Origin of the sequence: Pedobacter frigiditerrae (genome assembly GCF_032678705.1) — a bacterium.
Classification (GTDB): domain Bacteria; phylum Bacteroidota; class Bacteroidia; order Sphingobacteriales; family Sphingobacteriaceae; genus Pedobacter; species Pedobacter frigiditerrae_A.
This window is the reverse complement of the sequence record NZ_JAVTSS010000001.1, coordinates 904261-918863: the sequence shown is the minus strand read 5'-3', so window position 1 is coordinate 918863 and position 14603 is coordinate 904261. Positions and strand designations below refer to the sequence as shown.

Genomic DNA, 14603 nt, shown 5'->3' with positions numbered 1-14603 from the left:
CTTAAAAATTAATGTTTAAACCAAAGTTGTAAATTTTGGATGTTGGGTAAAGCGCTTGCAATGGAAATGTCTGATTTACAACATTTAAGTTTTCTGGATCGACATACATTTTAAACTTAGTCCAAGTGTATAAGTTCTGTCCATTTAAGAATACCCTGATGTTGCTCAATTTTAAAGCGCTTGACCATGTTTTAGGCAAAGTGTAAGCTAATTCAACGTTTCTTATTTTTAAGTAAGCACCATTTTGTAAGGTAAAATCATTTAATGCATAATTTAATGATGCAGTTCCCCTAGAGTGCAAAGCTGGCCAAGTAGCTGTTGCTGCATTTGCAGGAGTCCACGCATCTAACATGAATGGATACATTTGTTGACCGTTATTTTGCTCACTTAAAATTACGTTAGAACTTACATTTGCAACTCCTTGGAACATTACAGAAAGTGTTATTCCGTTGTAAGAAATACGAGGAGTAAAACTGTAAACGTATTCAGGATTACTGGTGTAACCGATAGAAGTTTGATCAAGCGTCGTAATTAAACCATCACCATCTAAATCTTTAAACTTTAAATCTCCAGGAATTGGGCTAAACCCTTGTTGTTTTGGAGATGCGGCTATATCTGCTGCTGAAGTATAGAAACCATCGTTAACATAACCTATAAACTGACCCACACTTTTGCCTTTTCTAGCTTGGTAATCTGGGGTGCCATCTGGTTCATCATTTTCTACAATTCTGTTTTTGGCATAACCAACCTGAGCATTTAAACCGAATGATACTTTACCTATTTGGTTCTGATAATCTATCTCCACCTCATAGCCTTTGTTGTAAACTTCTCCTCTATTCAATTGAGGATAGTTACGACCAAAAAGTAATGAACCACTTAAAGATGATGTTAAAATGTCTTTACGAGTCTCATCAAAAACATCGATGTTTAATTTTAGCTTTTCTTTTAAAAACCTAGTTTCTAAGCCGATGTTTCTTTTGTAACCAGTTTCCCAAGTAACTTCTGGATTTCCCAAGGCATTATCACCAATAAATAAAGTTGGGAATGTTGTAATTGACAAAGGATTTCCGAATGGAACGCCAGTGTTTCCTGAAAAAGTAGTCAAGTATAAGAAACGGTTATCCGATACTCTATCGTTACCTACCAAACCATAACTACCTCTTAACTTTAAATAGGTTAAGACATTATTCTTTTTCCAGAAAGGTTCATTTGTCAATGTCCATCCCGCAGAAACTGATGGAAAGAAACCATATCTTAAACCAGGTGCAAAGTTTTCAGAACCATTATAAGTTCCATTAACCTCAACCGTATATCTTTCATCGTAGCTGTAAAACAAACGACCAGCTAAACCTTGCGCAGCCCTAGGCGGAGCAGTAAATGCCGTGGTACCTGTTGTACGAATCAATTGACGAGTTCCTAATAATGTACCTGTTACTCTGTTCTTACCAAACTCACGTTCGTAATAAAACCCCGTTTGTAAGTTCATATTTGTACTACCAGAAGTTACACCACCGTCCTGTACTGCGCCTAGTGGCTCATCACGGTTACGTGTATCTGTAGAAAGAGTAGCTTCTTTTGTTATAGGATTATATACATAGGCAGCCCAATTTGCATTTCTTCTCTCAACATTGTTATAATAAGAATCATAACCAAAATTTCCTTTAAACGTTAAGCCTTTAGTTATAAAATCTAGTTTATAATCTACATTAAACGTACTTTCAATAGTATTGATATCATCATTACGCGTTCCGTAACGGGTTAAAATTGCATAAGGGTTCCAAATATTGGTACCAACGTTAGGATTTGCAGTTATTCTTCCGTCAGGTAAGGTAACAGGATAAGCATAAGCAGGCACTTGTAAAATACGAGAAATCATCCCTTCAATGGTATCATAAGAGAAAGCAGAAGATGATAATAAACCCGATGGTTGGTAACGAGTTGCGAAACGACCGCCCAACTTAATGCCAACCGTTAAATCTTTATTTAAGGTTAAGTCTACGTTTGAACGGAAATTGTATCTATTATAATTGGGTACAGTGTTAATGCCATAAGGCGATGGGAATTTTTTGAAAATACCATCTTGGAACGAATAACCCGCTGATACAAAGTACTTGGCTATTTTAGTACCACCATTGATATTAATGTTATGTTGTGTTTGAGAATAAAACTTTTTGGTTAAATAATCAAACCACTGCACATCAGGATAACCAATTGGATCAGATTTATCTGCAAATTTTTGAATGGCATCATCAGAAAATGGTGCTGGCTTACTGTCATTTAAATAAGATTGATTTAAAAGCTGAGCGTTTTCTAATGCTGGCAAGCCAACGGCTAAACCAGTATAAGTTTGCGCAGCATAATTACCAGTATAGGTAACTTTAGGTTTACCAATCTTACCAACTTTAGTTGTAATTACAATTACACCATTTGCACCTTTTAAACCATAAATTGCAGTAGAAGCCGCATCTTTTAATATAGATACTGTTTCAATTTCATTTGGGTCTACATCGGCAAAACTTGGTCTTTCGATACCATCTACTACAACAATTGCAGAAGCACTTGCAGAGTTTAATGTAGCAATACCACGAATTCTTATGGTTGCTGCATCTGCACCAGGCTGACCGCTTGTTTGTACAGCAATTAAACCAGGTAACCTTCCAATTAAACTATTGGTTGGATTTGGCGTTGGCGATTTCATGATTTCCTCGGCACCAATCTGAGAAATTGCAGCAGTTACACTCGCCTTCTTTTGTGTACCGTAACCCACAACAATTACTTCATTAAGCCCTTGAGCGTCTTCTTCCATGGTGATGTTGAGTACTGTTTTACCATTTAAAGAAACTTCTTGATTTTTGTAGCCTATGCTAGAAAAAACAAGAACGGCATCACTCGGTACATTCTTTAGCGAAAATTTACCATCTCCATCTGTTGAAGAGGCATTATTTGTTCCTTTCACTTTTACGCCTACACCTGGAAGTGGTCCACTTGCATCTTTCACAATACCTGTCACATCAACCCAACGGCTTTTTGTATTTCCAGGACTTGTTTTTAATGAAGCACTTTTTAATGTAGTAAGATAATTTAGCTTGATACTGCGCTTTGCAGAATTAGCTGAAGCATTAATTTGCAGGAACAAACACCAGAGTAGTGTTATAGAAATGTTCCGCAAAATTCTTTTTAATAGAATTTTCCTCATACAGTTTAAATTGGTTTGTTTATTATCCAAAATATTTGGTGAGGTAAATATATGTGATTAGCCTTTACAATTGCAAATAAAAATATTTCATAAAACACTGATTTTTAGTAAGTTATATTGATTTTGATACGCTTTATGCGCATACACATAATTACTTAACAAACTGATAATTTGATATATACACAAAATGAAATTTAAAACGATTATACGCTTTAATCGCAATAAAAAAAACCTAAGAAAACTTAAAGAATTTATCAACATGAGAGTAAAAATACTGCGACACTTGCTTTAATGGCAATTTATTTATCGAGTACGAGTTTTCTCCAACCTGATTTCCCTACTCCCTTCAAGTCTTTCTTGCGCTCTTCCATTACCTTTTTTATTTTAGAAGCATATGTCCAGCAGGTGCTTTGTCTAATGCCTAATTTTTCAGATAATTTATGAGAAGAGATTGCGCCTTTGTGGTTATACATTAAATAAACAAGGTAGAAGGCTTTATTAATTGGTATTCTATTATTTTCGAAAATGGTTTGATGTAAAACCGATTCTTCATAAGCGCATTTTGTGCATCTTCTATTAAAAGGAACTTTACCATTACAATAAGAGGTATTACCACACTTGATGCAAGCATAGCCGTTTTCCCATTTTAATTCTGCCAAAAACTTATAACAGGTATCTCTATCAGGATATTTTAAACTAAACTCATCAAAATCTAACTCTGTTGCATTAACACGAGCATCAGTTACTTTTTCTATATTGGTTTTAAGGGTAATGTTGTCTTTTTCTAGTAGAATGTTCATTCTAGAAATCTCTTCGGCCTGTTGCTCTAGCAATGAATTAATAGCCAACAACTCCTCATTTTGGTCTTCAATAGTGATATTTTTCTGTTGTAACTCTTTAGATTTTTGTTGTACTTCTTTTGTACGCTCTTCTACCTTAATTTCTAGCTCCTTATTGATGCTATCCTTAAGGTCTGCATTAACCTGCATTTGTTTGATGATCTGTTTACGGGCATTTTCCTTCTTTCGTTTTAAAATCCTAACCTGATCACCAATGGCAAAAGATAAAAACACCATCTCCAGTAAAAAGCCAAAACTTAAGCTATAGTAACCTATCACATTGCCAATAAATAGTCTAGACCAACCTAGTATATGTACAATTTTTATGATAAAGCCCATAAACAGGAAAAAATAACCTAACACAAAAAAACGTGCAGGTCCGTATTGTTTTTTCCACCAGATATAAATACCTGTAAAGAAACATAGTGATAGTGGAATAGCTTCAATGAATTTGTATTTAAACAAATCATTATCATAAAACAAACAAACTAAAAAGAATAGAAAACGAATGCCTAACAATACGTTAATTGCCTTATTAAGTGTAGGTGCTTTTATTTTAACGTGTAATAGTTCTTTTGTAAAAATAAGTCCGAATGTGCTTAAAAAGAATAAGGCGACACCATAGGCATATTCATTCCAAACAGGGTGATTTGGCCACAAATATTGAAAAGCAATACCATCTGTAGACATTTCATACATACCCACACTTAATATGTATAAGATGTAGAAAAAGTATTGTCTTCTTTTCACAGCCAAAAACATCAATAAATTATGGAAGCTGAAAATTACGATCATCCCGTAAAAGAAACCGAACATGATATATTCAGAAAGCGCATAACCAATAAATCGTTCTACGGTTCTATAAACAATAATTACGTTAACCTGATCTTTAGATTTTACCCTGAAGTAATAATAATATTCTCCCTTTTTTGTGGTGTTAATTAGAAATTCGAAATTTTTATGGTGATAGGATCTTTCTGAAAAATTTAAATCCGCTCCTGCAACGCTCTTTATATATTTCCTATTAGTATCTGGTAGATACGACTCAATGTGGTCTGTTATTTGATCAAAAAATTCAATTATTGCATTTTGTTTTACATCTTCCTTAAATCTAACTTTTATTCGATACCAATAGGCTGATGATCGGTTATAGTTTTTTGGATAGAAGTTTACATTACGAATAAATTTATTTTGGTAAGTAGCACTGCTGATGGTTTCTATGGTTAGCTTGTTGCTTGTATCTTCTAAGCAAACAACTTCATCAGCCTTAAATATATATTCCTTCAATTTAGAATCTACATTAACTGCTCGTTGCGCATAAGACAGATTGAAACTTAAGGTGACGATTACAAAAGCGAGGGCTGATGCGATTTTCTTGAACATAAATTAACTAATTTGAAACATTATTAGTTTCCATATCATAATTTTATGATATTACTTTGTCTTAAGATTTGGATTGCTTGATATATTTGATGCTTTAAATATATTAACAATTAATTAATATTCCATGTCATAATTTTCTAGAAATCTAATGAAAAAAATTATTCTTTATTTGTTATTGCTTTGCGCCACTCCACAAGTAATTTTAGCTAAATCTTACCAAATCAAATCTGAAAAAGAGTTTAAGGATATCCTATCAAAATTAGTAGCTGGTGATGAAGTTATCATCGCCAATGGCAATTATACAAATTGGAACATAGAAATACCTAATAAAGGTACTTCAGCCAAACCAATATTTATAAAAGCACAAGAAATTAGCAAGGTTACTTTTTCTGGTGATATCAATCAAACCTTATTTAAACTGGCTGGCGATTATATTATTTTAAGTGGAATAACTTTTAAAAAATGTACACTATTAAAAGGTGGTGGTTTAATAGAACTTAAAAATTCGGTAAATTGTCAAATTACCAATTGCCTGTTTTTAGAAAACACAGTGAAGACACAATTTACACCATTAGTAATAGTTTCTGGAAACGGGAAAAACAATAAAATTGACAATTGCACCTTTACTGCTAATGTAGACAATCAAGATTTACAAGTTAAAATAACTAAGGAAAGTTGCCCGCAAAACACTTTAATTGAAAAAAATATTTTCACCAATAAACAAAAAGTAAGTTGGAAAAACGGCAATGGAGGCGAATGTGTTCAAATTGGTCAAGACCCAGTTTTATTAGGCTTACAAGAAGCAAAAACTATCGTCAGGGAAAACAAATTCATCAATTGCAACGGAGAAAGTGAAGTAATCAGCAACAAAAGTAGTGGCAACAGTTACCTAAAAAATTACTTCGAAAATAATGATGGAGAACTGGTGATGCGTGGTGGTCACGATTGCATTATTGATGGTAATACTTTTAAAGGTGGTACCGGCGGAATTAGAATAAATGGTTCAGGACATACCATTACGAACAATAAAATAACCAACATTAAAACTGCTATTAGACTGATGTATGGAATGGGAAAGGGTAAACAAGAAATTGGTTTTTATATTGTAGCGAGTAATTGTGTGATTAGCAATAATCAAATATCAAATGCCACAACCGGCATTTTAGTTGGCGACAGTAAGGAAGTAGATTGGACGGGCAAATTCGATACAGTAAGATATCCTTCACCTGTTATGCAAAGCATTGCCCCTTTTGATAATAAAATATCGGGCAATACTTTTTTAAATACAAAGACAGAACAGGTAAACCAATAATTAATTATTAGTTAAAGTGATATAAGAACATTACATCACCCGTATAAGCAGGTTTGGGTTGATCTTTAATGATTAATACAGCTTGAATTACAACCTTCGTAATACCTCTTAAATTAGTTATAGATTGAAGTTTTGCTTTTAATTGAACTTCGCTATTTACAACAACTGCTTGTCCGAATTTAAAGCTTTCTATACCATAGTTAATTTCCATTTTAATATTGCGAATATCTGCAATCTGTTTCCATAAATACGGGATTAACGACAAGGTTAAATAACCGTGAGCAATAGTAGCTTTAAATGGACCTTCATTTTTGGCTTTTTCCTCATCAGTGTGTATCCATTGATGATCAAGGGTTGCATCTGCAAATTTATTGATCTGATCTTGATCAATGGTATGCCATTGAGAAATACCAATTTCTTTACCTAAATGCGCTTCAAATTCTTCGTAACTATTTACTACTACCATATTTTTTTTCTTCTAATAATGCTAAAATTAACATTATTGTTTTAACAATCCCTTTAAATCTGCCGGAGAATAATTAATAGACTTTAAAGTCTTATGGTCTCCATCCCTGTAAACTAAAAACAAGCCATCTATTTCTTTGAAATAAGCATTGGTATTGCCATTGTTTTTATAGTGCGTAATGGTATCATTTGCTTCTTCTACAGTTTTACAGGCCTTGCTCATGTTAGACCTGTGCACTTCATCAAAAAGTGTTTTAAAGTTACTGGCTAAGCCGAATTCTAAAACCGCACCAGCTAAAACATATTGCAAATCGCATAATGCATCAGCTATTTCTACCATGTTATTATCATTAACCGCTTCTTGAAGTTCTTTTAATTCTTCAGCAATTAAATCAATCCTTAATTGGCTTCTTTCTCTTGTAGGAATGGTTGCCTTATCAACTATAGGATGTTTAAAGGTTTTGTGAAATTCTGCAACTTGGCTTAACGCTTTTAAATCTTCCATTTTATGTTTTACTTATTTGCACGAAGGTTATATTATTTATAATGAAGGGCAAATTTTCTTTTCAACAAATTATTGATGTTAACAAATAAGTACTGTTAAAAACTGGACCACCTTATTTTCAGGATTTTAATTCTCAATAAAATTTTAAAAGACTTATCTTGTATTAAATTAAGTCAAATAAAAATGAAAAAATACATAGCCACCTTAGCTCTTTTAACTAGCATTTATTTTGTTAAAGGTCAAGAAAATAGAGTTTCGCAATATATTTTACCAGATTTTGAAAGTGGCAGAATTAAGTTTAAAGTTGGATCAGATGTAGAGGCCAAACTAAACTACAACACTTTAAGAGAAGAAATGCTCTTTATGAAGGATGATACTGTACTTGTTATGGCAGAAGTAGATAAAATAGATGCCATTTATATTAAAGGGTTAAAATTTATCCCAAATGGAAATATGTTTTATGAGGAAATTCCTTTCAAAAACAATTCGCTTTATGTTAGGCACACAGCAACATTAATAGCACCAGCAGTTGATACAGGTTTAGGCAAAACTGAAAACTCGGCTCAAACAAGTATCTCAACAGTTAAATGGCAATTTGGCGTTTATAATTTTATACTGCCAGAATATAATATTAAAAGAAAAAACGAATTCTATTTAAAGAAAAACGACCAATACATTCACATTAAAGGTGTTAGTTCTTTAGCTCAGTTTTTCCCTGACCAATTTAAGGAAGTAAAAGATTACATCGCTACTCATAAAATTGATTTAAGAAATAGCGATGAATTTGGGCAAGTGTTAGCTAAATTTTCTAAATAGATTAACCGTTTAAAATATTTTCTATTCCATTTAATTCTTCTTTACTAAAACTGATGTTAGCTAAACATTCAATAGCATCTGTTACCTGAGCTGGTTTACTTGCACCAATTAACACAGAAGTCACTCTTTCATCTTTTAATAGCCAAGCCAGTGCCATGTGCACCAATTTCTGACCACGGTTTTGAGCAATCTCATTTAGCTTTTTCACTTTTTCTATTTTTTCTGGTGTAATGCTATTTTGATTAAGGAACACGCCGCTTGTTGCCACTCTTGAATCAGCTGGAATACCATCTAAATATTTATCGGTCAATAACCCTTGTGCCAAAGGCGAAAAAGGAATACAGCCTACCCCTTTATCTCCTAAAACGTCCATTAAGCCATCTTCTACCCAACGCTCAAACATAGAATATTTAGGTTGATGAATTAAACAAGGCGTACCTAGTTTTTGCAAAATATCAATTGCTTTTTCAGCCTCTTCTGCCTTATAATTAGAAATACCTACGTACAATGCCTTACCCTGACGAACAATTAAATCTAATGCTGCCATTGTTTCTTCCAATGGTGTTTCGGGATCTGGTCTGTGGTGATAAAATATATCTACATAATCCAGTTGCATACGTTTCAAACTTTGGTCGAGGCTAGAAACCAAATATTTCTTAGAGCCAAAATCGCCATAAGGGCCATCCCACATGGTATAACCTGCTTTTGTAGAAATAATCATTTCATCTCTGTAATTAGAAAAATCTGATTTGAGTATTTTACCAAAAACCTCTTCGGCAGAGCCAGGAGGTGGGCCATAATTATTAGCCAAATCGAAATGCGTAATGCCGTTGTCAAATGCAGTATGAAGAATATTCCTACTATTTTCAATTTGGTTGACAAAACCGAAATTATGCCATAAACCTAGGGAAAGGGCAGATAATTTTAATCCGCTATTACCGCAACGGCGATATTGCATAGCTTGATAACGATTTTTTTGAGGTTGATAAGGCATTTTGATTGTTTTTGGCTAATTCTAAATAATTGCCAATAATAAAATATTAATCTGAAAACACCATTTAAAATTTAGATTACCCTAAGATTTTACCTTTTTCGCTGATTGACGCTGATTTATTCCGCAGAAAAAGCGCTGACAAACTTTATATAACCATAATGCCATTAGTCTGCGCCTTATCTGCGGTTCTTTAAATCTGCGATTTTCTGCGATAAACCTATGAATTACGTGAAAACGTTTGCGTAAATAATTCGATATACAGAATAATAACAATGTAACCGAATATGTCATTTTTAATATAATGAGTTCACATTTTCTAATTTTACTCTTGTTTAATTCAGCACAGTGCAGGATGCATGAGCATAACAGTGCGAGTATCTTAGCATAAAACCAAATGATACCCGTATGAAACTCAGATTACAACTGCTATTTTGCCTTATCGTTATTGCAAGTCAAATCAGCTTTGCTCAAAACCAAAGAACTACTTACAATTTTAATCCAGGTTGGAAACTATATGTTGGCGATGTAAAAGACGCAGAGCAAACAACATTCGACGATAAAAGTTGGAAAACCATCACCCTACCCTACGCATGGAATGAAGATGAGGCTTTTAAAAAATCTATTGAAGATTTATCAACTGGAATTGCTTGGTACAGGAAACATTTTATTCTTCCAGCAGGTGCTGAAGCAAAAAAAATATTTTTAGAGTTTGAAGGCATTAGACAAGGTGGAGAATTTTATTTAAACGGCAAATTTATTGGCAGACACGAAAACGGCATCACATCTTTTGGTTTCGATATCAGTAGTTTAATAGAAAAAGATAAGGACAATGTGCTAGCTGTAAGGATTGACAACTCATGGACCTACAGAGAGAAAGAAAGAAACTCTACCTATCAATGGAACGATAAGAACTTCAATGCCAACTATGGTGGCATTTCTAAAAATGTTCGTTTGCATATTACAGGTAAACTTTATCAAACATTACCACTTAACTCTACCTTAAAAACTACAGGTAATTACATTTACGCCAAAGATTTTAATATCACAGGGAAAAATGCTGTAATTGTATCAGAATCTCAAGTTAAAAATGAAACTGCTGATGCTCAAAACGTTCAATATGAAGTAGAAATTAAAGATGCAGAAGGCAAAATTATTAAAACTTATAGTTCTTCTGCTCAAAACATCGCCCCTGGCAACACTGTAATATTAAAAGCCGAATCTCTAGTTAATGGATTAAACTTTTGGAGTTGGGGATACGGTTATTTATATACGGTAACTTCTCGTTTAAAGGTAAATGGTGCTACGGTTGATGAATTAAACACCAAAACAGGTTTCAGAAAGGCAGAATTTAAAAACGGAATGGTTTATTTAAACGACCGTGTTTTAATGATGAAAGGTTATGCCCAACGTACCAGTAACGAGTGGCCAGCAGTGGGTTTATCGGTACCAGCTTGGCTTAGCGATTATAGTAATCAATTAATGGTTGAAAGCAATGCCAATTTGGTTAGATGGATGCACATTACACCTTGGAAACAAGATATTGAATCTTGCGATAGAGTGGGTTTAATTCAGGCCATGCCAGCTGGCGATTCTGAAAAGGATGTAACGGGTACCAGATGGGACCAACGCAAGGAAGTAATGACAGATGCCATTATTTACAATAGAAACAATCCCAGTATCATATTCTACGAATGCGGTAACGAATCTATCAGTGCAGAACACATGGTAGAAATGAAGGCTATCAGAAATCAATACGACCCAAATGGCGGCAGAGCAATTGGTTCTAGGGAAATGCTTAACATTGATGAGGCCGAATATGGTGGTGAAATGTTATACATCAACAAAAGCGCAACTAAACCTGTTTGGTCTATGGAATATTCTAGAGATGAGGGTTTAAGGAAATATTGGGATGAGTTCTCTCCTCCATTCCACATTGATGGTGCTGGTCCGAAATATAAAGATGCCGATGCAAGCGATTATAACAGAAACCAAGATTCTCACGCCATTGAAAATGTAAAAAGATGGAATGAATATTATCAAGAAAGACCAGGTACCGGAACAAGAGTAAGTTCTGGTGGTGTAAATATCATTTTCTCTGATTCAAACACACACCACAGAGGTGAAGAAAATTACCGTAGAAGTGGTGAAGTTGATGCCATGCGTATTCCGAAAGATGGCTTTTATGCGCACAAAGTGATGTGGGACGGTTGGGTTGATGCAAAAAAAACAGGCATTCATTTAGTTGGACATTGGAATTATAAGGCAGGTACCAAAAAGAGTGTTTATGTAATTTCAGCAGGCGATAAAGCGGAACTCTTCTTAAACGGTAAATCACTAGGTTTCGGAGAAAAAAGCAATGGCTTCTTGTATACTTTCAAAAATGTAGCTTACCAAGCTGGAACCTTAAAAGCTATTTCTTACGACAATAAAGGCTTAAAATTATCTGAAACTCAATTGAAAACTGCTGGTGAGCCAGTAGCCATTAAATTAACTAAAATGCAAAACCCAACTGGCTTTAAAGCAGATGGTGCAGATTTAGCTTTGGTACAAGTTGAAGTAGTTGATGCCGTGGGTAATCGTTGCCCAATTGCTTTAAACATGATTAAATTCGATGTAACTGGTCCGGCAGAATGGCGTGGTGGTATTGCCCAAGGTCCAGACAATTATATTTTATCTAAACAATTACCGGTTGAAGGTGGTGTAAATAGAATTTTGGTTAGGTCTACTACTACTGCTGGCAAAATAAATATCACGGCAACTGCTGATGGTTTAAAATCAACTTCAATTGCATTAGAGACTTTGCCTGTAGTAGTTAAAAATGGTTTGTCAAGTCAATTTCCTGCTGATGGATTAAAATCTAACCTAAAAAGAGGTGCAACTCCTGTGGCACAAACTTATCAAGCAAGCAGAAAAGCCATTAAAATTGTTGGTGCAACTGCTGGTGCGAATAGCGATAAAGCTAAATTGAGTTACGATGATAACGAATTGAGTGATTGGGTTAACGATGGTACTTTAAATACAGCTTGGATAAAATATGATTTGGAAAAGGAAAGCACAATTAGTCAAGTTGAGTTAAAGGTAAACGGCTTTAGAACTAAAGCCTACCCTATTCGTATTTTGGTTGATGGGAAAGAAGTTTTTAAAGGAAATACAGTACCAAGCTTGGGTTATTTTACTGCAGTTTTTAAAGCAACCAAAGGTAAATCGGTTACCATACAATTAATGGGTTCTGGCAAGGAATCAGCTGATAATTCTAAAATTGGTGTAGAAGTAAATGGTAAAAAATTAGATGATGGAATTGATAGAGTTGAAACCAAATCTAAAGGTGGATTGAGTATTATTGAGACTGAAATTTACGAAGCTAAATAATCATAATTAAAACCAGATGAGATTATTAAACAAAACAAGCCTTATCATTTTATTGATTTTGGCATCAACTCAAATAAGCAATGCGCAAAACAAGGCTAATATTGAGGTTAACTTCGATAAAAAAATCGAAGAGATGAAACCCATCTGGGCGTGGTTTGGTTATGATGAGCCTAATTATACTTACATGAAAGATGGTCAGAAATTACTGACTGATATTTCAAAATTTAGTCCGGTTCCTGTTTATGTAAGAGCACATAATTTATTAACCACTGGAGATGGAACACCTGCTTTAAAATGGGGCTCGACCAATGCTTACACTGAAGATGCAAACGGCAATCCTGTTTATAATTGGAAAATAGTTGATCAAATATTCGATACTTATGTAAAAAGAGGGATGAAACCTTTGGCGCAAATTGGTTTTATGCCCGAAGCCTTGTCTATTAAACCAAATCCTTACCAACATAAATGGAAACCTGGTGTAAAATACGATGAGATTCTTACCGGTTGGGCTTATCCACCTAAGGATTATAAAAAATGGGGCAATTTAGTTTACGAATGGGTTAAACATTGTGTAGAAAGATATGGCCAAAAGGAAGTAGAGAGTTGGTATTGGGAAGTTTGGAATGAACCAGACGGTGCTTATTGGAAAAGTACACAAAAAGATTTCTTTAAACTATACGATTATGCCGCTGATGGACTAAAAAGAGCTTTACCGACTGCAAAAATTGGTGGAGCCAACGTAACTGGTGGCGGAAGTAAATATTTGGATGCCTTTATCAAACATTGTTTAAAAGACACGAACTATGTTACTGGTAAAATCGGTTCGCCGTTAGATGCAGTGTTATTTCACGCTAAAGGCTCACCAAGGGTAGTTAATGGCACAGTGGTGATGAATATTAGAACCGAGCTTAGAAATGTAAACGACAACTATAAAGTCATCAGTAAATATCCAGAGCTTAAGAACATTCCAGTAATTATTGGCGAGTTTGACCCAGAGGGATGTGCTGCTTGCGGGATGTCTACCAATCCAGAAAATGCTTACAGAAATGGAACGATGTATTCCAGTTACACCGCAGCATCTTTTGCAAGGTTATATGAATTAACCACGCAATATAAAATTAACCTTTTAGGTGCTGTAAGTTGGTCATTCGAGTTTGAAAATCAACCTTGGTTTGCTGGTTTTAGGGATTTAGCTACTAATGGTGTAAACAAACCTGTATTAAATGTTTTCAGAATGTTTGCCATGATGAAAGGCGATAGAGTTGATGTAAAAAGCGACCAAATGTATAATCTCAAACTTGTTTTAGATTCGAGTATTAGAAAGCCTGTACCAGACATTGGGGTTTTGGCAGCAAAGGCTGAAAATTCTGCAACGGTAATGATTTGGAATTACCACGACGAAGATAAAAAAGGAGCTAATGACATGGTCTCAGTTTCTTTAAATGGTTTAAACAAAAAAGTGGTTACCATTACTCAATATCGTATTGATGATCTAAATAGCAACTCTTACGAAGAATGGAAAAAGATGGGTTCTCCTCCAAGTCCAACTACAGCACAGATTGCAACATTAGAAAAGGCAAGTTTGTTAAAGACAATTGGCAAACCCATTAAATTCGATACTAAATCTGGTCCTTTTAAATTTGAATTAGGCAGACAAGGTATTTCCTTATTAAAGATAGATTGATGAAGATAGATTAGCACTTTGGAGAGGACGGTAAGCTTAG

Annotated in this window: 9 protein-coding genes; 4 read left to right on the top strand and 5 right to left on the bottom strand. The window is 34.4% G+C overall.

What is annotated here, in order from left to right:
* Position 1: 1 nt before the first annotated feature.
* Complete coding sequence (locus tag R2Q59_RS03745) at positions 2 to 3196, bottom strand: TonB-dependent receptor (RefSeq protein ID WP_316783775.1); 3195 nt, start codon at positions 3194 to 3196, stop codon at positions 2 to 4.
* A gap of 299 nt (positions 3197 to 3495) precedes the next feature.
* The gene (locus tag R2Q59_RS03740) at positions 3496 to 5418 is read right to left on the bottom strand and encodes a 7TM diverse intracellular signaling domain-containing protein (protein WP_316765819.1); all 1923 of its coding nucleotides are present in this window, start codon (positions 5416 to 5418) and stop codon (positions 3496 to 3498) included.
* Positions 5419 to 5566: 148 nt separating this feature from the next.
* Between R2Q59_RS03740 and R2Q59_RS03735 the strand changes: the two genes are divergently transcribed.
* Positions 5567 to 6730 carry a chondroitinase-B domain-containing protein gene (locus tag R2Q59_RS03735; protein ID WP_316783773.1) on the top strand — a complete coding sequence of 388 codons (1164 nt, stop codon included), beginning with the start codon at positions 5567 to 5569 and terminating at the stop codon, positions 6728 to 6730.
* Positions 6731 to 6737: 7 nt separating this feature from the next.
* On the opposite strand, the gene R2Q59_RS03730 is transcribed toward R2Q59_RS03735, so the two are convergent.
* Positions 6738 to 7196 carry a MaoC family dehydratase gene (locus R2Q59_RS03730; RefSeq protein WP_316765816.1) on the bottom strand — a complete coding sequence of 153 codons (459 nt, stop codon included), beginning with the start codon at positions 7194 to 7196 and terminating at the stop codon, positions 6738 to 6740.
* A 33-nt stretch (positions 7197 to 7229) separates the two neighbouring features.
* On the bottom strand, positions 7230 to 7700 hold the full coding sequence (locus tag R2Q59_RS03725; protein ID WP_316783772.1) for a nucleoside triphosphate pyrophosphohydrolase family protein: 471 nt from the start codon (positions 7698 to 7700) through the stop codon (positions 7230 to 7232).
* Positions 7701 to 7883: 183 nt separating this feature from the next.
* Here R2Q59_RS03725 and R2Q59_RS03720 point away from each other — a divergent pair, with 183 nt between their 5' ends.
* The gene (locus tag R2Q59_RS03720; RefSeq protein ID WP_316783770.1) at positions 7884 to 8516 is read left to right on the top strand and encodes a hypothetical protein; all 633 of its coding nucleotides are present in this window, start codon (positions 7884 to 7886) and stop codon (positions 8514 to 8516) included.
* 1 nt (position 8517) lies between these two features.
* On the opposite strand, the gene mgrA is transcribed toward R2Q59_RS03720, so the two are convergent.
* On the bottom strand, positions 8518 to 9510 hold the full coding sequence (gene mgrA / locus R2Q59_RS03715) for an L-glyceraldehyde 3-phosphate reductase (protein WP_316783768.1): 993 nt from the start codon (positions 9508 to 9510) through the stop codon (positions 8518 to 8520).
* Positions 9511 to 9915: 405 nt separating this feature from the next.
* Between mgrA and R2Q59_RS03710 the strand changes: the two genes are divergently transcribed.
* Complete coding sequence (locus tag R2Q59_RS03710) at positions 9916 to 12879, top strand: glycoside hydrolase family 2 protein (protein WP_316783766.1); 2964 nt, start codon at positions 9916 to 9918, stop codon at positions 12877 to 12879.
* 16 nt (positions 12880 to 12895) lie between these two features.
* Entirely contained in the window at positions 12896 to 14563 is a 1668-nt protein-coding gene (locus R2Q59_RS03705) for a GH39 family glycosyl hydrolase (RefSeq protein WP_316783764.1), read from the top strand.
* The last annotated feature ends 40 nt before the right edge of the window (positions 14564 to 14603 follow it).